Origin of the sequence: Candidatus Chloroploca mongolica, assembly GCF_004762035.2 — a bacterium.
Classification (GTDB): domain Bacteria; phylum Chloroflexota; class Chloroflexia; order Chloroflexales; family Chloroflexaceae; genus Chloroploca; species Chloroploca mongolica.
In genome coordinates this window covers 1-22077 of record NZ_SIJK02000026.1, presented here as the reverse complement: position 1 = coordinate 22077, position 22077 = coordinate 1, and the positions used below count along the sequence as shown (strand labels likewise).

19 protein-coding genes and 2 tRNA genes are annotated in these 22077 nt (G+C 55.9%); 12 read left to right on the top strand and 9 right to left on the bottom strand.

What is annotated here, in order from left to right; all coding sequences use genetic code 11:
- Window positions 1-31: 31 nt before the first annotated feature.
- The 4 genes from EYB53_RS14620 to EYB53_RS14605 form a co-directional block, all read right to left on the bottom strand.
- Window positions 32-1078 carry a glycosyltransferase family 2 protein gene (locus EYB53_RS14620; protein ID WP_135479178.1) on the bottom strand — a complete coding sequence of 349 codons (1047 nt, stop codon included), beginning with the start codon at window positions 1076-1078 and terminating at the stop codon, window positions 32-34.
- Between the two features lie 14 nt (window positions 1079-1092).
- The gene (locus EYB53_RS14615) at window positions 1093-1689 is read right to left on the bottom strand and encodes an SH3 domain-containing protein (RefSeq protein WP_135479177.1); all 597 of its coding nucleotides are present in this window, start codon (window positions 1687-1689) and stop codon (window positions 1093-1095) included.
- Between the two features lie 87 nt (window positions 1690-1776).
- On the bottom strand, window positions 1777-2208 hold the full coding sequence (locus EYB53_RS14610) for a hypothetical protein (protein WP_135479176.1): 432 nt from the start codon (window positions 2206-2208) through the stop codon (window positions 1777-1779).
- Window positions 2209-2453: 245 nt separating this feature from the next.
- Complete coding sequence (locus tag EYB53_RS14605; protein ID WP_167857416.1) at window positions 2454-3143, bottom strand: class I SAM-dependent DNA methyltransferase; 690 nt, start codon at window positions 3141-3143, stop codon at window positions 2454-2456.
- 287 nt (window positions 3144-3430) lie between these two features.
- On the opposite strand from EYB53_RS14605, the gene EYB53_RS14600 reads away from it, so the two are divergent.
- From EYB53_RS14600 to EYB53_RS14575, 6 genes are all read left to right on the top strand, one after another.
- On the top strand, window positions 3431-4942 hold the full coding sequence (locus EYB53_RS14600) for a S41 family peptidase (RefSeq protein WP_167857415.1): 1512 nt from the start codon (window positions 3431-3433) through the stop codon (window positions 4940-4942).
- A gap of 60 nt (window positions 4943-5002) precedes the next feature.
- Window positions 5003-5079: transfer RNA gene (locus tag EYB53_RS14595), tRNA-Ile, on the top strand.
- A gap of 50 nt (window positions 5080-5129) precedes the next feature.
- A tRNA-Ala gene (locus EYB53_RS14590) sits at window positions 5130-5205 on the top strand.
- A gap of 541 nt (window positions 5206-5746) precedes the next feature.
- A complete protein-coding gene (locus tag EYB53_RS14585; RefSeq protein WP_135479173.1) occupies window positions 5747-8488 on the top strand; it encodes a cation-translocating P-type ATPase in 2742 nt (913 codons plus the stop codon).
- A 102-nt stretch (window positions 8489-8590) separates the two neighbouring features.
- Entirely contained in the window at window positions 8591-9313 is a 723-nt protein-coding gene (locus EYB53_RS14580; RefSeq protein WP_135479172.1) for an SDR family NAD(P)-dependent oxidoreductase, read from the top strand.
- 175 nt (window positions 9314-9488) lie between these two features.
- Window positions 9489-10553, top strand: coding sequence for a sigma-70 family RNA polymerase sigma factor (locus tag EYB53_RS14575; protein WP_371879115.1), 1065 nt, complete (start codon window positions 9489-9491; stop codon window positions 10551-10553).
- Window positions 10554-10758: 205 nt separating this feature from the next.
- Here EYB53_RS14575 and EYB53_RS14570 read toward each other — a convergent pair whose 3' ends face one another.
- From EYB53_RS14570 to tpx, 3 genes are all read right to left on the bottom strand, one after another.
- Window positions 10759-11235: a Fur family transcriptional regulator gene (locus EYB53_RS14570; RefSeq protein WP_135479171.1), complete on the bottom strand. Its 477-nt coding sequence runs from the start codon at window positions 11233-11235 to the stop codon at window positions 10759-10761.
- A 26-nt stretch (window positions 11236-11261) separates the two neighbouring features.
- Entirely contained in the window at window positions 11262-11507 is a 246-nt protein-coding gene (locus EYB53_RS14565) for an FmdB family zinc ribbon protein (protein WP_135479170.1), read from the bottom strand.
- 90 nt (window positions 11508-11597) lie between these two features.
- Window positions 11598-12113: a thiol peroxidase gene (gene tpx / locus EYB53_RS14560; protein WP_135479168.1), complete on the bottom strand. Its 516-nt coding sequence runs from the start codon at window positions 12111-12113 to the stop codon at window positions 11598-11600.
- A gap of 121 nt (window positions 12114-12234) precedes the next feature.
- Between tpx and mobA the strand changes: the two genes are divergently transcribed.
- Entirely contained in the window at window positions 12235-12885 is a 651-nt protein-coding gene (gene mobA / locus EYB53_RS14555; protein ID WP_135479166.1) for a molybdenum cofactor guanylyltransferase, read from the top strand.
- 343 nt (window positions 12886-13228) lie between these two features.
- Window positions 13229-13687: an arsenate reductase ArsC gene (locus EYB53_RS14550; protein ID WP_135479164.1), complete on the top strand. Its 459-nt coding sequence runs from the start codon at window positions 13229-13231 to the stop codon at window positions 13685-13687.
- 509 nt (window positions 13688-14196) lie between these two features.
- Here EYB53_RS14550 and trhA read toward each other — a convergent pair.
- Window positions 14197-14862 carry a PAQR family membrane homeostasis protein TrhA gene (gene trhA / locus EYB53_RS14545; RefSeq protein ID WP_135479162.1) on the bottom strand — a complete coding sequence of 222 codons (666 nt, stop codon included), beginning with the start codon at window positions 14860-14862 and terminating at the stop codon, window positions 14197-14199.
- Between the two features lie 289 nt (window positions 14863-15151).
- Window positions 15152-15400 carry a sodium-dependent bicarbonate transport family permease gene (locus EYB53_RS26635; protein ID WP_205712663.1) on the bottom strand — a complete coding sequence of 83 codons (249 nt, stop codon included), beginning with the start codon at window positions 15398-15400 and terminating at the stop codon, window positions 15152-15154.
- Here EYB53_RS26635 and EYB53_RS14535 point away from each other — a divergent pair.
- From EYB53_RS14535 to EYB53_RS14520, 4 genes are all read left to right on the top strand, one after another.
- The gene (locus tag EYB53_RS14535) at window positions 15390-15947 is read left to right on the top strand and encodes a Uma2 family endonuclease (RefSeq protein WP_135479160.1); all 558 of its coding nucleotides are present in this window, start codon (window positions 15390-15392) and stop codon (window positions 15945-15947) included. The genes EYB53_RS26635 and EYB53_RS14535 overlap by 11 nt on opposite strands.
- 944 nt (window positions 15948-16891) lie before the next feature.
- Window positions 16892-17665, top strand: a complete 774-nt coding sequence (gene darT / locus EYB53_RS14530; RefSeq protein WP_135479158.1) for a type II toxin-antitoxin system toxin DNA ADP-ribosyl transferase DarT — start codon at window positions 16892-16894, stop codon at window positions 17663-17665.
- A gap of 79 nt (window positions 17666-17744) precedes the next feature.
- Entirely contained in the window at window positions 17745-19109 is a 1365-nt protein-coding gene (locus EYB53_RS14525) for a macro domain-containing protein (protein ID WP_135479156.1), read from the top strand.
- A 627-nt stretch (window positions 19110-19736) separates the two neighbouring features.
- A partial coding sequence (locus EYB53_RS14520) for a DNRLRE domain-containing protein (protein WP_135479154.1) occupies window positions 19737-22077 on the top strand: 2341 nt, incomplete at its 3' end.

The following is a 22077-nucleotide window of genomic DNA, read 5'->3' as shown; positions in this document are numbered from 1 at the left end:
GAGGGAATGGCCGGCGTTACAACGCCGGTCATTACGTTTTTGGCGCGGTCGGGGCACTCTCTTCGGTCAACGCGGTTTCGAGCGCATCGAGGCGGGCGCTCGCGTTCCGCCGCCATGCTTCATCATCCACCTGAATCGTACGTACGCGATAGAGCACCTCTTGTTGAATCCGGCGGACGCCCCCAACCAGATCGGCCAGCAGGCCGATCAGGAAGACAAAGAGCGCCATTAAGACGAGAATGCCGCCAACGAGCAGCGACTGGTCGTTGGAGCGCGACTGGACGAACCACTCCATCCGGCGACCAATGAAGATATAGAAGGCCCAGATCAGCAGCAGGGCACCAGGGGTAAAGAGAAAAGCGGCCAGGTAACTAAAGACCTTGAGCGGCTCGTGCGTGGCATAGGTACGGGCAATGATCGCGGCCTGGCGCTTGATGAAATTCCAATTGCCGCGATGCAAACGCGAGGGGCGCTCGACATAATTGGTCGTAATTGGGACAGCGACAATCGTCAGACGGCGTTTGCCCGCCTGAATCAGCGCTTCGATGGTGTAAGAGAAGTCAGTCGTGACAAACGTCCGCAGGGCGGCTTCACGGCTCAGCGCCCGGAAACCACTGACCGTATCGGGCACATCAGTCTCAGAGGCCCAGCGCACCACCGAACTGCCGAGGTGTTGCAAGGTCTTCTTGAGTGGCGAAAAATGTTCAATATGCTGCACCTGTCGGTCGCCGACGACAATATCAGCCCTTCCTTGAATAATCGGTTGCACAAGGGTGGTGATCTCGTGGCCCGGGTACTGATGATCGGCATCCGTATTGACAATAAGATCGGCCCCGAGGCGGAGGGCCGTATCAATGCCCGTCTGATAGGCATTGGCAAGCCCCTTATTGGCCGTATGGCGCACCACGTGGTCGGCCCCGGCGCGCAGCGCCACCGTGACCGTATCATCAGTACAGCCATCATCAATGACGAGCACCTCGACCGCACTGATCCCGGGGATCGTGCGCGGCACATCGGCAATGACTGCGGCGATGGTCTCACGCTCATTCAGCGCAGGAATTTGCACAATCAACTTCATAGACCCACTCGTGATCAATTGAGCGGCAGAGGTTCGAGAAAGACGGTTCCTTCCGGCGAACCCTGGGCGACCCATCCGGTGCCGGCGGCGGCTTCAACGCGCCACCAGACATACCCATCGGCCTCAACCGGGCCTTCGACCAGTGTAACTTCACTTGCATCAGGGAGCCGTGCGACCACTTCGGTCAACCCGGGGCTTGCGCGTGCGCGCAACATCGTGCCATTGAGATTGACGATCCGTGCCGTACGTCCGACGGCCAGCACCAGTTCAGGTTCTGGCTCTGGGACGAGTGCCGCAGGAGGGAGGACCGTCGGTTGTGGGATAGGGCGACTGGTAGGGCGTTCAACAACTGTTGCGGTAGCAATAAGGGTTGCTTCAACGCCAGCCTGACTAGGGCGCGTACTGCGTTCCGAAAACCACCAGACACCCCCAGCCACCAGACTAAGCGCGATCAGCACAACAAAGACTACTACCATCGCAGGGGAGACCGTGCCCCGCGTCGTACTCTGCTTGCGGGCCTGGTTATACCCCTGGCGATAGTAGTAGTAATGTTGGTAATAAAAGAGATCTAATTCATCAAACTCGGCGTCGCGGGCGCCGCGTTCATACATCTCGCTATTGCTCGGCATATGCCCGAAAGGTCGCCCGCACTGCATCCGTGTGTCAGCACCGGGACGTAAAGAAGGATTGACGCTCGCCTACTTGAGCGCGATATCCTCACGGCCGATCTCGCGCAGCATCTTGGGATACATCTTGTAGACGGGTTCAACTGCTGGGAGCAACTTCAGAATCTTGGGAATGGGCCCTTTGGCAATGATCTGCTTACGGGTGAGGGCTGCCATCAAGTTGATCTTGCCGTGCCAGAACTGATGGGCAATATCCGCCTTCATCGACATTGTCACGTCAGGTTTGAGATCAACCTCGCCCCAGTGAACATCACAGTAAGCCCCTGGTTGGGTTGGTGGATGGGCTGCATCAATCGTCGCTATGCCGAATGGTTCTTCATAGCGGAACTGAATCACGATTTTTCCCTCGCAGATTCGTGGCCCAACGCGGGCATCGGTCTTGACCAGATCGTACAGTTGGCCGAGAACCTGCTGCAACTCGGCTTCGTCTTTGAAGTATGTCATCAGCCTCTCCATGGGGTAAAGTATAGATAGGCTGAATCATAGCAGGAAATCGGCGCTTACGCAAGTAACGCGGTGCGTCAGTCAGGGCTTTTGCAAAGTTCGCCTCCGGCGGTGGGGTGTGGAGCGGCTTCGCCACTCCCGGAGATGTTTTTTGGTTCGTGTTGGCGGCGAAGCCGCCAACACGAACCAAAAACTGGGGTTTGGGGCGCAAGCCCAACGACTTTGCAAAAGTCCTGGTGCGTTAGTCAGGTGATCGTTTTGATCCACACCCCGGTATACTCTTTAATGATGGCTTGACGGGTGGTGAGGATCTGTTCGCGCATCTCTTCGCCAAAAAAGAAGCCCATGATCTTGGCGGCCTCTTCATCATCAGCAAAGGCATAATCGGTGCGGATCACGTGTTCGGCAAAGCCGTGCTGGTCACGGAGCCGCGCATAGAAGTGGGCGAGTTCGGCGAGCGGGGGGGCCGGGTCTTCGACCATGGTACCCATTGTTTCGATCAGGATTACCACGCCACCGGGACGCACAAGCGAAGCGCACGCTGCCACGAGGTGATCAATCACGTCGTCCATCGTATCAGGATGATCAAGCACCGTATGCCCAAAGCTCCACCCCTCGATCACGCAGTCAACCTGGCCTTCAACCCGGTTCAGTTCCAGGTTATCGCGCTGTACAAACGCGAGTTTGTCGGCATAGGCCTGCAACTTCTGCTGGGCATAGGCCAGCATATGGGGCGAACGATCACAACAGGTGATGTGCCTGGCTTTTTCGACCAACATGGCCGTCACTCGGCCTGTGCCAACGCCAAACTCAACCACATCTTTGTTCGTAATATCATAGAGGCTATGTAAGGTGTCCTTCAACTGACCCTGATAATCCTCATGGGTCACCAGCGCATCGTACTCGGGGGCGAACTGGGCGTAGATCTCATACATCGTCGGCATTGCTTGGCCTCTGGTTCAATAGTAGGCATTGCTGCGGGCAAGCATAGCATATCTCTGGGCCTTGGGGCAAGGTATTGGGTCTAGCCGCATCCACCCACGTAAGCTCCTACGAACTGGCTGGGGCTGGGGCAAACGCCAGTCCTAGCCAGATGCCTGATCTCTTGACCTGGACGGCATCGTTCACCTGACCGATGCATTCTGCCGATAGCCAGACTACAATATGGCTACATGCTTACAAGCTGCGCTTGCTGCATTGCGAAGGAGTTCAAGAGTCTAGGATGAAACAGCTACGCTTGTTCGAGCGGATTGGTTTGGTCGCCCATCCTTTGTTTGCGAGTCTCGGAAGTGGGATGCTGATCTGGGGGCCGTTCGCCGGTCGTTGGCCGATAGCGGTGCTGGTTGGGGTGGTGGTCGGATTGATGTTTGGCTGGTTGCGCTGGTGGCAACAAGCGAAGTCACCTGAGGCGCGTCGGCGTCAACGGTGGGTCTTGTGGCTGTTGCACGGATTGCTTGTGCTTGGATGGGCCGCTGCGGTGCTGCTCCCACTCTATCGATTGAATATCGTGTTCCCCGCCACGAGTGACCGCCAGGCCAATTTCGACCGGCTCTGGCGGGCGATGGATGCATACTACCCGTATTTTGCCCTGAAAGGCGTCGCCTGGGACGAGGCCTATCAGCGTTATGCGCCGCAGGTTGCGGATGCTTCTGATGACGCGGCCTACTGGAAATTGGTGGCTGAGATGCTGGCTGAGTTGCAAGACGGCCACACCAATCTTCAATCGCCGGCGCGCCAGCAGGGACGGATCTTTTTTGGTACGGCTCGGGTGATGGGCGCAGAGGTTGTGGTTGATCAGGTGAGCCAGGCGGCCCGGCAAGCGGGTCTGGAGCCGTGCGCCGTGCTGGTGGCCGTTGATGGCCGCCCGCTTGAAGAGGTCTTGGATGCAGTGCCCGCTATTCTGACTGCCAGTAGTACCCCGCACAATCGTCGTGCGCTGGCCGCGTTCAATGTGTTGAGCAGTACGGTGCCGCAGATGGAGGTCACGGTGCTTGATGCCAACGGTCAGCCGCAGACGGTCGCGCTGATCCAGCAACCCGAGACGGCAGCCTCAGCCGCGTCGGGTTCACGTGAGCGTCCCCCTGCCATTCAGACCGAGCGCTTGCCTTCAGGCCTTGGCCTGATCAAAATCAACGCCTTTTGGAGTGACGACGATTTAGTTGCGGCCTTTGATGCAGCGTTGAACGATCTCTTTGCGGCCCCCGGGCTCATCATTGATGTGCGGGGCAATGGCGGGGGCAACCAGTTGCTCGCCGACCAGATGGCGGCGCGTTTGCTCGATGCGCCATTTACCTATGGGCGTGACCACTTTGCTGGGCGTATGCCGCAGCGCGGCTGGCTTCCTGGGATCAGTTTTCGCCTGACGCCGCGGGCACCGATCTATCATGGGCCAGTTGCCGTACTGATTGATGAGCGAAGTTTTAGCACAACCGAGCAATTTGTCGTGGCGCTGGTTGACTCAGGGCGAGCCACTACCGTCGGGCGTCCAACGGGTGGCGGGTCGGGTAACCCGGTTCGCTTTGATCTGACCGGTGGGGCGTTTGTGCGTTTCTCGACGGCTGACTTTCGGCGCACTGATGGTCGTCCAATCGAAGGGATGGGCATTGTCCCGGATCTGCCAGTGAACCTGCGCGCAAGTTATTGCAACGGCCCCGATCGCGACCGCGAGGCGGCCGAGGCGTTGTTGCTGGGTAAAGCGCGACGGTTGGCTGTGCATACCGAGGATGAGCAGTGATGCACGCTGCCGACAATTTGACATGGATAGGTGGTCATGTTACAATAGCCAGCGTTGTACGGGCGTATAGCTCAGCTGGTTAGAGCGCGATCCTGATAAGATCGAGGTCGGTGGTTCGAGTCCACCTACGCCCACCATCAAAAAATGCAAAGCGCATCAAGGTGCGTTTTGCATTTTCTATTGATCTGGGGCGGTAGCTTAGTTGGGAGAGCGCCTGCTTTGCAAGCAGGAGGTCAGGGGTTCGAATCCCCTCCGCTCCACCAGATTGGAACGCGGTATTCCACATGTGGGGTACCGCGTTTTGGCGTGTCAACTCGCGGCCACGCCGCGAGTTGACCCACAACCCTTCAGAAATGATTAGCATGGCTCCCTCCTTCTCCTAGGGCGATTGCATCTTTCGTGTATGCACCCCGCCAAGGCACCCGCAAGGGGTGCCCGCAAGGGCACCCGCAAGGGCACCCGCAAGGGGTGCCCCTACACCGGGCCCGGCCCCCGGCCCTGTACGGGCACCCCTTGCGGGTGCCCCGTTGTATCCGATTTCGTATGATGCAATCGCCCTGCTTCTTCTCCCGCGCTGTGTCAATTCAAGTTGCGCGATATGCTATGATGGATCATGACATGGGCGCATGATCGCTGGCTGTTGGTTCCTCCGGTAGGCCGAGTCTCCGGTGCGCCAGCGGCCTTTTGTTTTACGTGGATGCCTTTTGGCTGGGGTTTGGGGGTCTGTGGTGTGTGGTGCCAAGAATGTTATACGCATAGCTCGCAGGATCAACAGAAAGAGAAGATAGAAAGCGATGGTCTACGATGTCTACCCAACAAACAGAGGTCAACCTGCCCCTAAAGCAGCGTGATGAGGCGATCATCTGGCATGCCGACGACGAAGAGCAGGTGCTGCAACGTCTTGAAACGTCGCTTCAGGGTTTGCCTCGTGAACGCATTGCGGAGTTGCAAGCCCGCTATGGTAAAAACACCTTTCCCTCGCAAGAGCCGATGCCCCTCTGGAAGATTATTCTCCACCAGTTCCTGAGTCCGCTGATCTATATTTTGCTCGCAGCCGCAGCGATTTCGCTCTTTCTGGGCGAATATACCGATGCCGGTTTCATTATTGTCGTGCTGGCGATCAATGCCGCCCTGGGTACCTATCAAGAGTGGCGTGCTGAACAGAATGCCGCCGCCCTGCAAAGCCTCTTGAAAATGTATGCGCGGGTACGCCGCGATGGCAAAGAGGAACGCATCGAGGCCGAAGAACTGGTGCCCGGCGATATGCTTGTGCTTGAGTCGGGTGACCGCGTGCCCGCAGATGTGCGCTTCCTCAAGGCAAATAATCTGACGGTGGACGAGTCGTTCCTGACAGGCGAATCGATCGCTGCCGATAAAAGCGTCGGGCCACTCACCGAGGCCGATCTTCCCGTGAGTGACCGCGATAATATGGGTTACGCCGGTGCAACGGTGCTCTCGGGGCGTGCCCAGGGGGTCGTTGTTGCCACCGGTCTCCAGACCGAGATTGGTAGGATCGCTGAGGCAACCACCAGCGGTGAAGCGACCAAGGCGCCGCTGGTGATCCGGATGGATCGTTTTGTGCGCTATATTAGCGTTGCGGTGCTCGTGGCGATGGTGGCGATGATCGTGATTGCGATGGCTCAGGGCGAACCCTTTACCGAGATCTTTTTCCTGGCGGTCGCGCTTGCGGTTTCGGCGATCCCCGAGGGTCTGCCGGTTGCGTTGACGGTGGCCCTGTCGATTGCGGTGAATCGCATGGCCAAACGCCGCGTCATTGTGCGCAAGATGACCGCCGTCGAAGGTCTGGGTAGTTGTACCCTGATTGCAAGCGATAAGACGGGTACGTTGACCGTCAATAAGCAGACGATCAAAGCGCTTGAGCCGGTGTCGGGCGAGCAGTTCACGCTGACCGGTGAAGGCTATAGTGGCGAAGGCGAGGTGCGACGGGCTGATGAACAACCAGTGAGTGAGGCCCAACGAACCTGGATCGAGCGTCTCGCCCGCGCCGGGGTGCTTTGCAATGAGGGCGATCTGCGACGTACCGAGCAAGGCTGGACATCGTCGGGCGATGCGGTTGATATTGCGTTTCTTGCCTTTGGCTATAAGGTCGGGTTTGAGCCTCAGCAGATCAATGCCTCAGTCACTACCCTGCACGAGATTCCCTTTGAGTCGGAGCGTCAGTATGCGGCGCGGATCTATCGCGAGGGCGACCAGACGATGATTGCGGTCAAAGGAGCCGCCGAACGGCTCTTGCCCTTCTGTCAGCACGCCCTTGGTCTGCATAGTGAAGCACTTCCGCTTGATCATACGGCCATCGAGCAGCAGGTGACACGGATGGCGGATGCGGGCTACCGGGTGCTGGCATTAGCGACGAGTCACGTGCCCGAGGATCTTGATGGCACGACGATTGATGATGCGACGATGCCGCCTCTGACGCTGCTCGGTCTCGTTGGCATGATCGACCCGCTGCGACCCGAGGTGATCGACGCGGTGCATACCTGCCAACGCGCCGGGATCAAGGTGGCGATGATTACCGGCGATCACCCGGCGACAGCACTGGCGATTGCCCGCGAGCTTGGCATTGCCAGGGATCGCAGCGATGTGGTGGTTGGCCGCGATCTGCCCGACGTTGAAACAGGCACCGATCCCGCCTTTGTCAAGGCCGTCCGCGAAGCCGAAGTTTTTGCCCGTGTAGCGCCACTGCAAAAACTGCGCATTGTTGAGGCAAAACGTGCCCTTGGGCATTTTGTCGCCGTGACTGGCGATGGCGTCAATGACGCGCCAGCGCTGCGGGCCGCCAATATTGGCGTCGCGATGGGCTCGGGTACCGATGTCGCCAAAGATACGGCTTCGATCATCGTGACCGATGACAACTTTGCCTCGATTGTCGAGGGGGTCGAAGAGGGGCGCTACGCCTATGATAATGTGCGCAAAGTCATCTACCTGCTCATTTCAACCGGGGCCGCCGAGATTGCGCTCTTCCTGGTCGCGTTGCTCGTCGGGTTGCCCCTGCCGCTGATCGCCGTGCAGATCCTGTGGCTCAACCTGGTGACCAACGGCATTCAGGGTGTAGCCCTTGCCTTTGAAAAGGGTGAGCCTGGGGCGATGCAACGCCCACCCCGCGATCCAGGTGAGGGAGTCTTCAACCCATTGATGATCCAGCAGACCCTGCTCTCGGCCGGGGTGATGTTTGGGGCTACGATTGCGGTCTGGTACTGGCTGCTCGAACAGGGCGTCGACCAGGATTACGCGCGCAATCTCTTGCTGCTGTTAATGGTGCTCTTCCAGAATGTGCATATCTTCAACTGCCGCTCTGAGTATGTCTCGGCCTTCCGGATCCCGTTGCAGCGCAATCCCTTGCTGATCATCGGCATCTTTGCGGCCCTCGGTCTGCATCTGCTCTCGATGTACCTTCCCTTTATGCAAGGACTGCTGGGGATCGCGCCCGTGACCCTGACCGAGTTTTTCGCGCTTCTGGCAATTGCCTTGAGCATCCTGCTCGTGCTCGAGATCTTCAAACTCATCAAGCAACGCGCCATGAGATGAGAGACTTCTCATTTTTTCGCAACGGTCTAGTCAAAGCTGTGCAAATATGGTACAAATAGTGTGCGTGATGCACACCTATTGCACAGCTTGAAGGACGAACCGATGCAATTGGCGAAGAAGATAGCGTTGGTAACCGGAGGCGGGCGAGGGCTTGGCCGGTCGATGGCTCTGGCCCTGGCGCACGAGGGTGCGACGGTCGTGGTGGCCGCACGCACCGCCGACGAAATTGCCGAGACCGCCTGGTTGATTGAAGAGCAGGGCGGGCGGGCGTTGGCCCTACCCGTTGATGTGCGCGACTCTGCACAGGTTTCAGGTCTCGTTGCACAGGTTTACGAGCAACTCGGACCAATCAAGATCCTGATCAACAGCGCAGGCGTCGGTCTGCGTGCGCCCATCACCGAGACGAGTGAGGCGCAGTGGGATCTCGTCGTCGATACACTGCTCAAAGGCACCTTTCTGGTAGCCAGTGCGGTGTTACCGCAGATGATCGCATCTGGCGGCGGCAATATTATCAATGTCGGTGCGCCCCTCGAACGGATCGTGACTCCAGGTTTTGCGGCCTATTATGCGGCAAAATGCGGGGTAGACGGCCTGACGCGCATTATGGCGAAAGATCTCCGTCGTCACGGGATCAACGTCAATACGCTCCATCCCGGTGGCTTTGCCGATACCCAGATGGTGCGGTCAACCGTGCCTGAAGTCCGTACTGGTCTGCTGTCACCCGACGAAATTGGCCCGGTTGCGGTGGCTCTGGCGAGCCTGCCTCCCCGTAGCCAGACGGGGCAAACCGTGGACGCACATACCTGGCAAACCGAAAAAGATTAAAATTGGGGCAAACAAAGGCTTGACAAATCCTGTGCAAAGTATAGAATAGATGGTATACAAATTGTTGAAACCCCGATATCACGCACATCAACCAACCAGGGGTGACAACAAACGCGAACAACGTAGACGGCAACAGGATGTGTTAGCTCCGCCCATTGACTCAGGAGACGATGCTGTGGGTACCTTCCAAAAAATGAATGAGCGTACAGAAGTTCTTGAGCAGAACTTTTCCGAAGATGTGCAGGAAGATGGCGGGGCATGGGACGCTGAGGTCGAAGAGGTTGAACTCGAAGAGGTTGAAGTCGAAGAAGTCGAGAGTAGTGATAACGAGCCTGTCGAAGACTCGGTGCAACTCTATCTTCACGAGATCGGGCAGGTTGCCCTTTTGACCGCAGTCGAAGAGCGTGAGCTTGCCATGCAAATTACCCGGGGCAAAGAAGCCCGGATGCGCATTAATAATGAAGATTATCGCAACGGACGGGAACGTTTTCAACTTGAGCAAGACGTTGCGCGTGGCGAAGATGCCCGCCGTAAGCTGATCCAGGCTAATTTGCGCCTCGTGGTCAGTGTGGCGAAAAAATATATTGGGAGTCCGATGGCCTTTATGGATCTTGTCCAGGAGGGCAACATCGGGTTGATGCGGGCCGTAGAAAAGTTTGATTATACCAAGGGGAACCGCTTTAGCACCTACGCAACCTGGTGGATCCGTCAGGCGGTAACCCGCTCGATCGCCGAGCAGAGCAGGCTCATTCGCCTGCCTGTTCACCTGAGCGAGTCGATTGTCCATCTGCGGCGGGCGATCTACCGGCTCGAGCAGCAACTCGAGCGCGAGCCGACCGCCGACGAACTGGCTCATGCCCTCGGGATGAGCCTGCGCAAGGTCAAGCGACTGCTCCAGGCTTCCACCCAACCAGTCTCGCTCGAGCAACCGTTGAACAACGAGAGTGAAGGCCGGGTCAGTGAAGTGCTGGCTGACGAAAGCCTAGAGACACCGATCGAGATTGCGGCGCAAAATATGCTGCACGCAGAACTCAATGCAGCGCTGAACGACCTGCCCGAACGCGAGCGCAAGATCCTCCAGTTGCGGTATGGCCTGCTTGATGGGCAGCGACGCACGCTGGAAGAGGTCGGGGTTGCCTTTGGCATCACCCGCGAACGCACGCGCCAGATCGAAGCCGAAGCAATGCGCCGCCTGCGCCACCCCAGCGTTGGGATGCGGCTCCACGGGTATCTGGATTAGGGATTTGACGCAAAGGCGCAAAGGCGCAGAGGTTTGATGGATGTGGATCCACAGCCTTTGCGCCTTTGTGTCAATATTTGCGCCTTTGCGCCTTTGTGTCAATAAAGGTTGGGCGTAGCAGCGATGGGGACGACGTTGCGACCAACAGATGCGCAGGGGCTGCTGCGCCCCTACGTTTTGCTTGGCATGTTGCACAGCTGCGCCGCTACGTTTTGGCTTTGCACGTTGCACAGAGGCCAAATAGCTCGACAATATGCCCTTGCACCTGGAACCCCTGGGCTTCCAACATGCTGGTCAAGCTTTCGATCATGGCGCAGCCTTCAAACATCAAGAGAGCGCCACAGCGGGTACAGACGGCATGGTGGTGGTGGCCCGGTAGGGTGCGGGCGTAGGTATAATCGCCTCGTTCGGTCTGAACGCGCGCCAACCAGCCCTGGTCACGTAGCCATTCGACGGCGCGATAGGCGGTCGCTCGTCCAACGCTGGCCGGTTGGGGACTCAGCGCTGCTGTCAGGGCCTCGGCGCTAAACGGCGTATGCTGCGCGGCAATCCAGCGCACAATCGCCTGACGCGGCGCAGTCAGACGTTGCCCATCAAGCTGCAACGCTGCCAGCACCTGCTGCTGCCACTCGCGCTCACTCAACTCAATGACGGCACCATCCTCATGGCAAGGATCACTCATCGTGGTACGCTTATCGCATGCCTGGCCTACGAGCGGCGGCGTGGACGACAGCAACTGCACGCGGGACCGTGCATTGCCCGTGCAACCTGCTCAGGCGAGGCATAGCGGATAGGGGCTGGATCTTGGCGGGCAGGGGAAGCAATGTTTGCGACCTGACGCAGACACAACCCATGACAGATAGGACATTCAACGGGGTCATCGACGCGCCATGCAGCGCGTCGTTCTTCGAGCTCGATATCGCATTCGGGGCAGAGGTAGATGTACAGTGGCATATTTTTGTTGGGGCAGGCCCCAAACCCTGTTTTTTGTTCCGCGCTGACGACTTGGCCGTCAACACGGAACAAGCAAGAGTCTTTGAAAGATTACGCGACGAGCTTGTGAAGTGCCGCAAGGGCGGCGTCGTAGTCGGGCTCGGTGCCGGCAGCAGGCACATATTCAACATACTGGATCACGCCAGCGCTGTCAACGACAAACACGGCCCGACTCTCAAGGCGAAAGGCTTGCAGGTAGGTGCCGTAGCTCTGCGCGAAGCTCATCGCCTGGTGATCCGAGAGGGTCTGGATCGTATCAGCACCAGCATTACTGCACCAGCGCGCCTGGGCAAAGGGCAGATCGGCGCTGACGGTAATGAAACTGACCTTGTCCCCAAGGGTGGCCGCTGCTTCGTTGAAGCGCAGGGTTTGCTTGTTGCACACACCGGTATCAAGCGAAGGCACGACACTGATGACAAGGGGCTTGCCAGCAAAAGCGGCCATGGTCACCGGCTTGAGTTTGGCATTGAGCAACGTGAAATCAGGCGCGGCATCACCCGGCTTCAACTCGGGGCCAAACAGACTCTGCAAACCAAAAAAATTAAAGGTTTCGGGGCGCTCGATCATCAAGGTGCTCCTTATATCTATAGCTCATAAGCATCGTTACTCTATTGATTGTAGACGCTATGCACAGGTTTTGTCAACTAGCAGATGCCTGGTACATGTTTACGCTACCTGGTGAACACACATGAACACATCAGATGCAACGGTAACGGCAGTTGTGCTGGCCGGGGGAGCGAGCAGACGCCTGGGGATGGACAAGCGGCGTTTGCGGTTGTGGGGTGACGCTGGGCCAACCCTGCTCGAGCATACGATCATGGTGGTGGCACCGTTGTGTGCCGAGGTTGTCGTGGTGTTGAATGATGCCTCGGCTTGGCCCGACCTGAAGGTGCGCACTGTCCCCGATGTCTATCCCGATGGCGGCGCTCTTGGGGGCATCTACAGTGGCCTGCAGGCCATCACCACACCTTATGCGCTTGTCGTAGCCTGTGATATGCCCTTGCTCAACCAGGCGCTGCTTGCCGCCATGCTGGCCTGGCCGCGCAAGTATGACCTGCTCGTGCCGCGCCACGTCCTCCCGTCCACGACGCGCAACCAGGCCGGCTTCGAACCACTCCACGCGATCTATCACCGTACCTGCCGTGAACCAATGCGTCAACTGCTCGAAGCAGGTCATCGCCGCATTATTGATGTCTATCCTCGGCTTGACGTTACCTGCATCGAACCAGAAGTCTGGCAACGCTATGACCCCGCTGGACATAGCCTGCGCAGCCTCAATACGCCAAGCGACCTCGCCGAACTTCAGGCCCTCATATCATTTTATATCAATACCAGTTGATTTTATAGATGCTCCCAGCAAGTCAAGCAAACAGGGCGATTGCATCTTTCGTGCATGCACCCCACCAGGGCACCCGCAAGGGGTGCCCGTACACCGGGGTACACCAGGCCCGGCCCCCGGCCCTGTACCCCACCAGAGCACCCGCAAGGGGTGCCCCTACAAGGGCCGGGGCCGCCGTTTGCGCCGCTGGTTGCATGCACATGCTGCCACAGAGAGCGTATTTTTTTATCCGGTTTCGTATGATGCAATCGCCCTGGTCAAGCAAACCTCCTCCCTATACAAAAGCCCGAGCAGCCTGTATAATATCAATATCAGTTGATATAAATCTCACAGGAGGCATGGTATGCACTACCCGTTGCGCATTCTCTTTCTCTGCACGCACAATTCCGCACGCTCACAGATGGCCGAGGCACTGACCCGCACGATGGGCAAAGGTGATTTCGAGGCACATAGCGCAGGCAACGAACCAAGCGGCATTCACCCCCTTGCCATCAAGGCGATGCAAGAGGTGAATATTGACCTCACCGGGCAACGGAGCAAGCACGTCAGCGAGTATACCGATCAACAGTTTGATGTCATCATCACCGTCTGTGATCGCGCCCGTGAAACCTGTCCGACCTTCCCTGGCGAGCCCGAGTTGGTTCACTGGAGCTTTGAAGATCCGTCGTCAGTCGAAGGCGACGCAGCGACGCAGCTACGGGCCTTTCGCAATGCCCGTAACTTTATCCGTGACCGCCTGAGCCTCTGGCTCTTGAATAAGCGCAAGCTGCTGCGGGAAGCCGGCTATAACGTGGTTGTGTGATCCTACGGTTTGCTTCGGAGCGCCGGCTTTAGCCGACTCATGGCTTTTACGCATGACATCAGGGAGTGCTAGGGCGATTGCATCATACGAAATCGGATACAACGGGGCACCCGCCAGGGGTGCCCGTACACCGGGGCGGGGCACCCGCCAGGGGTGCCCGTACACCGGGGCGGGGCACCCGCCAGGGGTGCCCGTACACCGGGGCGGGGCACCCGCGAGGGGTGCCCGTACCGGGGCGGGGCACCCGCGAGGGGTGCCCGTACCGGGGCGGGGGCGGGCCCGGTGTAGGGGCACCCCTCGCGGGTGCCCTCGCGGGGTGCATACACGGAAGATGCAATCGCCCCGCAGGTAGTGCCGACTTCCGTCGGCTTCTGGCTCAGCCGACGGAAGTCGGCACTACAGACCCGCTGGACGATTGCATCTTCATCAGACGGCGTCCGGCTCAGCCGACGGAAGTCGGCACTACAGACCCGATGTTATAGTGGTGGCGAACGAGGCTGACACCCTCACTACGCAAAAGGCACCACCCAGATCCAGATCGTGGTCGCAATCGCCACCGTCCCGGCGATGACCAGCAGGTGGAAGATCTCGTGAAAGCCAAAGATGCGTGGCAGCGGGTTGGGCCAGCGGAAGGCGTAGATCAGTGCGCCAATGGTGTACATCAAGCCCCCAGCGATCAAGAGCAGCACTGGCTGAAATGAGATGGCCTGCACCATCTGGGGCAGGAGAATCAACGAGATCCAGCCCATGCCGATGTAGAGCAAGATCAAGGCCCAGCGCGGCATGCGCAGGGTGAAGAACGAGGCCGCCACCCCCACCAACGCCAGGCTCCAAATAACCACAAGCAGGGCGATGCGCATCGTGCCATCAAGCAAGATAACCGCAATCGGCGTATAGGCACCAGCGATGAAGACAAAAATATTCGCGTGATCAAAGGTGCGCCAAAAGATGCGCTGGCGCTCAGGCCAGTTGCCGAGATGATAGATGGCGCTGACAGCATAGAGCAAGATCATGCTCAACCCAAAGATTAGCAGGGCAAAAAAACGTGGGTAATCACCAAATGTCTGGATCAGGAGGATGACCGTGACAATCAAGGCGGCGACGGCGCCGACCGCATGTGACCACCCCCGCAGTAATGGCTTGGGTGAAGATACAAGTGATTCTGATGATGACATAGTTCTTTCCAACACAACAGCGAAGCAATAAACACGTTTACATTGTAGCAGTCATCGTTGTGGGGGCAAGGGCACATTGCCCTCAGAGACGTGCGGAAGGCGGAAGCCGAAGGCATCGTGACCAGCCTGGTCAATGAACGCTACACGCGCCAGACGTGCCCGCATCAAAGCCTGGGCTAGCCCCAAGACCTTGCAAAGAAGCTCACGCGAAGGCGCGAAGGCGCGAAGGGTTAAGCTCACCTACGCAAAAACCTTTGCGCCTTTGCGCCTTTGCGTCAAAATAGCCGCCTTATTTGCAAGGTCTTGGGGCTAGCCCGAGGAAGAGTGGTATTGCCAAGGCCAAGGCAATTGGTGTGCCGATACCTGTAGATGCGCCAATGTAAGCAGAGGGATTAGCCGATTGGATGCCGCCTCGTAACGTGGGTGGCCCTGAGATGTCTGAACTAGAGGCGGCAATGACAGGTGGACTATGGTAAAATATCCTGCCAATCGCTAGGCAGAAACGGACGGGATGAGGAGGACGCCATATGACGATCACGGTAACACGCCACCATTTTACGGTAGACGACTATACGCTGATGCGCCAGGCGGGTATTCTTACTGAAGATGATCGGGTGGAACTCCTAGATGGGGAGATCTACGTTATGAGTCCGATTGGCCCGTTACATGTGGGGATCGTCAATAAGTTGAATCGGTTGTTGACTGGAGCCGTCGGAAAGAACGGGATTATTAGTATTCAAAATCCGATCCGACTCAGTGATTCGAGTGAACCGCAACCCGATATTGCCATCTTGAGTCCGCGCGATGATTTTTATTCCAGCGCACTTGCAACTCCAGATGACGTGTTTTTAATCATTGAAATTGCGGATAGCTCGTTGGAGTACGATCGTAACGAAAAATTACCGCGCTATGCACGTGCGGCTATCAGTGAAGTCTGGATTATTGATGTCCAGAAACGAGTTGTAGAGCAGTATACGCAACCACTCCAGGATGAATATACGCAATTGCATAAAGTGTTGTTGGGTAATTCCATTACCGCGACGACGCTTCCCGTGGTACAGATCAATACGCTGGATCTTTTTTAAGCGTGCATGACATAAACCGGCACCATACAGCAATCCTGCGGGCTAACAACCGCTTGTAGCGCGACGCCGCAGGCGCCGACAACCTGCCCGCATTCCCAGTAGCCTCCTCCTCCGGAACGGCCTGAGCAACCGCGACTATCCACTGGATACCCGCTTTTGCGGGCATGGCATGGGTGCGGGGTGTGGGTGCGTGGAGTCAACCAAGCACACGTCTACGGCTGTGCCGCAAGCTATGGCGTTGCTGCATGCCTCGCAGCTTGCGGTGGATGCCCATCTGCCGAAGCTGTTGCTGAGATATGGGCTTACCGTCGAGTGAGGCGTGCTTTGCTCAGCATGGTGAGGCGCTGGCTTCCAACCTCATTGGCATGAGGCGTCACCAAGCAAAGCAAAGGGGGTGATGTGAGCGAGGCGCTGGTTGGCAGCGAAAGAGCCGAACTTGGCCCGCTGTAGGATCAGGGAAAACTTAGGTTAGGTATATAGATCGATCGTGGTCGTGACAGGAATGCCGTACCACCAGTTTGTCCTTGGGTCGCATCAATATAGAATCCATGCCCCACCATGCGCCAGCACGACAGCTACGTATCCGGGGCGCAGGTGGGCCTGACGAGATAGAGGCCGTATTTCGATCGCCCTCTCCGCTGCTCATATGCCTTGATAGAAAACTCCTCATTGGACTTTGGCTTTCTGGTAATGTTTTGGTTACGTAATGGAGCTAAACTTGACTCGAAGGCAAAGGACGGCCTTATTTGGAGGAGACAAGAGATGGATAGATGGATAGGAGGAAGACATTCTGATCGGTTACGTCGGCAGGTACTGCCGTGCAACCCTGCGCTGTCAGCCGAATTACTTCGATCCACTTGGCAAGTGGCTGAGCCGAACCATTCGATGTTTTCCTTCCGCCACATCGTTTCTTAGAGCGAGTAGTTCGTAGAAAGGTGCATTTTATGTGTATTCCTAATCATCTGTGCAACCGATATGCGTACCACTTTACTGTTATTGACAACTTGTCTACGATCTTGCGGCATGGGTTGCTCGCAACTAATGAAAAACTTCACAGAAGGATGCCACATACAGCTATTGCTGATCAAAACATCCAAAAACGTCGCGCAAGAACGAACGTCTCTTGCCCTCCAGGAGGCAAAGTTCATGATTACGTTCCCTTCTATTTTTGCACGCGTTCTCCGATGTTATGGCGTGTTCTTGAAAACAAATGGGCTGAACAACGTGACATCATCTATATTGTGGTTCATATAACGATTATTGAACAAGTATTCTGTGTTTTTACAGATGCTTCTGCTAATACTAATTCGCCGCCAAATTTCTACAATAAACCTGGTGACTTGATGAAAATAGACTGGGATGCGGTTGATACCTGGCGATGGGCGAGCAAGTACGATAGACCCGGCTGCGTTCCTGTCCGTCAAGCTAAGCAGGCCGAGCTACTCGTGCATAAGAGCGTAAGTTCTGAATTATTTGCAAAGATAGTTGTCAGGAGTGAACACGAACGAAGTCAAGTTTGCCAAGAATACTGGCGTTTGGGTATCACTCCTCCAGATATTGAGGTTGACTCCGGTGATTTCTATTTCTCGGATCTGGATGAGACAAGAGCCATCCATAGGTCTTCAGACTACTACATTGACTCCGATTTCGCTAGCCTTATCCAGACCTATGAAGAAGAGATAGAGCACGATCTAGCGGCTTCAAGCGGATACAGATGATCACTATGCTTGGTAAAATACAGAAGGTGAGGCTGATAAACAGAGAAGTTGATCTGCTCTGTAGAATTGAGAATGCATTATGCCTTTAACATTTTTTACTGGCGACCTTTTCGACACCCCTGCTGATATTCGTATTAACACCGTTAATTGTGTTGGTGTGATGGGGGCAGGGCTTGCGTTAGCCTTCAAGACGAGATACCCGTCTATGTTCAAGGCATATCAAAAGGAATGTAGAGCAGGCAACATCCAGCCTGGGCACCTCCATGTTTGGCAAGAGAGCAACGGAGAACAGATTATTAACTTTCCAACCAAGCGGCACTGGCGTCAACCATCCCGGTACGAGGATCTTGAGGCAGGATTGGTCGCACTGCGAGAACACCTTGAGTCGCGTGGCAAAACACGTGTAGTCCTTCCCGCACTCGGTGCAGGAAACGGAGGGCTTGACTGGAGTCGTGTCAAACAAATGATTGTTAAACACCTTAAGGATCTCGAGGCGGACATTTTGGTTTTTACACCGTTAGACTCATACCAAAGTGGTCGCGACGTAGACCAAGCACAGCTTCGCACCGCAGGAATAACAACCATATCTCCTGAGAGTCCAAACTACCCTGCGGCTCTTCGTGGCAGAAGTACCGCAACGCTCTATGTGAAAGGTGATATAGCACGCCTTGATCAACAGTTGCTTGCCATTTTACCTTCACCAAAGCCCGACAAGCGTGAAATGGAGGTAGCAAAAATTTGTATCGAGCAACTTACGCGACCCGGTATCACATTACTAACCGGATATGGGCCCGACCTAGAGCGTCCATTTATTCGTGTTGCTCTTAAAAAACATCTTGATGTTGTCATCTATATTGCTGATGGTATCAATCACTTTAGAGTACGGAAAGATTTACAAGATCTTTGGGATGATACTCGTATCACCATTATCTCTTTCGTCGAACCGATGAAATCATGGAATAAAAATCTTCATTCGCAAGCAATTAATACTGCTTTATTTTTAGCGAAAACAGTATTAATTACAGATCCTAATCCGGAATGGCTGCCAAGTCTTGCGCATACGCAAGGACATGCTGTATTACCCAAAGTCTTTTATCTCAGCTATCAGTCTCAATCTTCCGATATACAGAAATCGTTTCATTGGGTAAATGGAAGAAAAATTGAATGTACGGATCTTAACGATATGCTTGACTTAGAACCTATCATTAGTCTTTTTCAGGAAACTCATAACGTAAAGCCAGATACTACCGTAAGCAGAGAACAGGATACCACTGGTAGTGCTGAAATCAGTACAGCAGGTCAACAGCAGCTAGCTAAGGGCCAAGTAAAGCCCGAAGAAGCACTAAAAGCTGAGCAAATGAGCATCCCAGGGATGGATGTTCCAGCAAACGATACACCTTCACTCGGTAAAAAAGCGAAACGCACTAAAACTGCTGCGACGTAAGAAGTTGTAAAACCAGTCACTACACTTGATGCAGCGAGACCGAGCAAAACACCTCTGCTGCTCACCACGCCATGCAGTGTAACGCGCAGCGGGGGTGCCTAGACACAAGACTACCATCACGACAGGGTATGTAACTATTTGTTTCAGCGCCCGCGCCGCTGCGTGTCCACTGTCCGCTGCCGCACGCGCCCTAGCGCTTACGGCAATGCGCGCAGCTAAGCAACCAACAGCATGTCTGATGCGCCGCAACTCCCCTCCCGCCGCGCCAGGTGTTCCTGCGGGCCAACAGACACGCCCACCACGAGCGCGTGCCCTGCCGTCGCAGCGCCGCGATCGTCGCGGCAATCATGGCCGCAGGTTCGTCCGTCGGGATCCATTGTGCAGCTACAGGATCAGGATCGCATCTTCTAAGCGAAAAAGTGAAACTTTCGCAACAAAACCAGCACCAAGATCACCATAGAACGAACGTAGAGTACTAGATCTCTTTAGTACCAAAGACTAGCTATTCACAAGATTTGAAAACACGTAGAATAAGAACGTGCAGGAGTGCCTACGTGGAATAGGGTGCATCTCTATGTGCTTGGGGTATACCTGCCAACACCTCAAACCTGCAACTGAGGACGTGTCATGAACAAGAAGTCCCTCCTCCACTGGTTCCTCCTCGTGATGTTGAGTCTCCAACTCGCTGCCCCCTTTGTAAGTTATCAATCTGTCTGGGCACATCCCGCTGATCCATCCCCTGGAGAGGTCTTGCTTGCTCCTTCACCGTTGCCTGCGCAAGTTAGCGAGGCATGGAACCTCAGCGAGGTAGGCCTTGACCAAGCTCACCACGTACCAGATCAACCTGAGTTGATTTCAGCAGGAACACAGCCACCGCTACTGCATTCAGTGCATCGTGTCTATCTCCCTCTGATCATCAATGGAGCGCCTCGGGCTGTTGAGCGACGCGATCTCCGCAATCGTTATGCAAAAGTCTATCAATATCCTGACCGTAGTGGCTATGCTCTTGCCTATGCTGCCCCCATACACTACCTCAATGAAATAGACGAATGGGAAACGATCGACAATACGCTCATTCTTGACCCGCACAATCCAGGCACGTATCGCAATGCCGCGAACGATTTCATCGTACAGATCGCCACGCGTGAGACGGTTTTGGCCGATGCCGGATCGCTTGCCCATGCCAGCCTTGGCTTGCGTTTTGGCTCACTACGTATGACACTGAGGCCAGCGCAAGCCCGTACCAGTGAGCCACAGGTCAGGTCTTCATCACTCACATTTGCTGATCTGCTCGCCGATACGTCGATCACGTATGAGGCTCTCAGCAATGGTGTTACCGTATTGGCCGATCTCCATACACAAGAGTCGCGCCAACGCCCGCTCAGTTTTGAGTTACAGGTACCAGATGGACAGGTCAGCCTTGTTGACGGTGCCGTACAGATCGGCAATACCGATGCGCGCCTTGATTTGCATCCCATTGCAACCACTGGGCAGGATCAGATTGGGATCGTCACGACGACGATCACGCACGTGGGCGAAGATCGCTATCAGTTGGTATTTCAACTTGACCCTGAATGGCTACAGACCCTTGCGCCTGACCTGCCCATAACCCTGCGATTGGTTGGCGAGCTTGTCCGTGACGCAGCCTCATTGGCCGCCATCAATGATCAGGGGGTCGTTGAGGATGCGTTTGTGCAGCAACGCTTTCCAACCGTACCAACATGGGATCAAGCCCGTCTCTATGTTGGGTATGATCCACCTAATGGGCCAAATGGCACCAACTGGAAGGCAGTCACACGAACCTACATTCAGTTTGGCTTTCCGGCGCTGCCCCCAGGGTCGGTGATCAATAGTGCCTCGGCAAACCTGTATCAGTACTTCTCCCAAGCAGGGACATACCAGACACGCGTCTCGCGGGTCGTTGACGAATGGGTCTCTTCCAAAAACGCGCTGACCTGGAATAATCAACGGAACGTGACCGAAGAGCAGTGCTGTACCACCGTTGATGGGAGTGCCGGCTACAAAGCGTGGAATATCACGAACTACGCCCGAGCATGGCAAACAGGCACGCCCAACTTTGGCATGCTGATTCAATCGAGCAATGAAGCGGCGACTGGTGGCAGTATCTTCTGGTCAGCAAATAGTGTTGCGACGAATCCTCGACCATTCTTACGCATTGACTATAGTGAGAATCCCGTCTTGCAGGTAGTCGGCGGCATCCAACTCACACCAGGTTCAACCGTCGCCCGTGGAACGGATGTAACAGCGAGTTTTGTCGTCCGCAACGATGGTGGTGGCAATTACAACGGCGTCATTCGGGCGAATACGGGTGGCGCACCAACCTTTGCCGAGATCAGTGCGAGCATTGGGCAGTTGGGAGGCACCTTTGCCTACAACAACACCGTGCGCTTCGACGCCAATGGCAGCTTCAACGTCTGTGCCGAATTTTTCAACGGCGTGTGGAACCGCCTCCCACCCGATAATGGTGGCCCATGTCGAACGCTCAATCTGGTTGATCCAGCTCAACTTCAACTCGAAGGTGCCTTGAGCATCACCCCGAATGATCTCTCCTCAGATGGGGGCAATGCCCGCGCACAATTTACCGTTCTCAATACTGATGGGGCACTGCCGGCTGAAGGACGACTACGGGCCCTGGTGCGTGGAAGTAGTGTCTCCTTTATGGAGACGAGCCAGATTCGGCTGAATCCAGGCGAACGCTACACCTACGATATGACCAGTTTTTTTGCTACCCCCGGTGTGTATGAGGTTGAGGCGCAACGTTTTGATCAAAATAGTGGTCAATGGGTCGCCTTGATTGGCAATGGAAGCGGCTACGTGCGGGTTCAGAATCCAACGCCGCCACCCTTGGAACCGTTAAAGGGCACCCCCACGGTCTCAGCAGTTTGCGGTGATCCCGTCAATACCGCTACCGGCAACTATTTCTATGATTTCCCGGATCTGCGGGAAG

What these genes read in the sequence shown, in the direction of transcription:
- EYB53_RS14620 (WP_135479178.1), bottom strand. Translation starts at nt 1,078, where the DNA reads ATGAAGTTGATTGTGCAAATTCCTGCGCTGAATGAGCGTGAGACCATC.
- EYB53_RS14615 (WP_135479177.1), bottom strand. Translation starts at nt 1,689, where the DNA reads ATGTATGAACGCGGCGCCCGCGACGCCGAGTTTGATGAATTAGATCTC.
- EYB53_RS14610 (WP_135479176.1), bottom strand. Translation starts at nt 2,208, where the DNA reads ATGACATACTTCAAAGACGAAGCCGAGTTGCAGCAGGTTCTCGGCCAA.
- EYB53_RS14605 (WP_167857416.1), bottom strand. Translation starts at nt 3,143, where the DNA reads ATGTATGAGATCTACGCCCAGTTCGCCCCCGAGTACGATGCGCTGGTG.
- EYB53_RS14600 (WP_167857415.1), top strand. Translation starts at nt 3,431, where the DNA reads ATGAAACAGCTACGCTTGTTCGAGCGGATTGGTTTGGTCGCCCATCCT.
- EYB53_RS14585 (WP_135479173.1), top strand. Translation starts at nt 5,747, where the DNA reads ATGTCTACCCAACAAACAGAGGTCAACCTGCCCCTAAAGCAGCGTGAT.
- EYB53_RS14580 (WP_135479172.1), top strand. Translation starts at nt 8,591, where the DNA reads ATGCAATTGGCGAAGAAGATAGCGTTGGTAACCGGAGGCGGGCGAGGG.
- EYB53_RS14570 (WP_135479171.1), bottom strand. Translation starts at nt 11,235, where the DNA reads ATGAGTGATCCTTGCCATGAGGATGGTGCCGTCATTGAGTTGAGTGAG.
- EYB53_RS14565 (WP_135479170.1), bottom strand. Translation starts at nt 11,507, where the DNA reads ATGCCACTGTACATCTACCTCTGCCCCGAATGCGATATCGAGCTCGAA.
- tpx (WP_135479168.1), bottom strand. Translation starts at nt 12,113, where the DNA reads ATGATCGAGCGCCCCGAAACCTTTAATTTTTTTGGTTTGCAGAGTCTG.
- mobA (WP_135479166.1), top strand. Translation starts at nt 12,235, where the DNA reads ATGAACACATCAGATGCAACGGTAACGGCAGTTGTGCTGGCCGGGGGA.
- EYB53_RS14550 (WP_135479164.1), top strand. Translation starts at nt 13,229, where the DNA reads ATGCACTACCCGTTGCGCATTCTCTTTCTCTGCACGCACAATTCCGCA.
- trhA (WP_135479162.1), bottom strand. Translation starts at nt 14,862, where the DNA reads ATGTCATCATCAGAATCACTTGTATCTTCACCCAAGCCATTACTGCGG.
- EYB53_RS14535 (WP_135479160.1), top strand. Translation starts at nt 15,390, where the DNA reads ATGACGATCACGGTAACACGCCACCATTTTACGGTAGACGACTATACG.
- darT (WP_135479158.1), top strand. Translation starts at nt 16,892, where the DNA reads ATGTGTATTCCTAATCATCTGTGCAACCGATATGCGTACCACTTTACT.
- EYB53_RS14525 (WP_135479156.1), top strand. Translation starts at nt 17,745, where the DNA reads ATGCCTTTAACATTTTTTACTGGCGACCTTTTCGACACCCCTGCTGAT.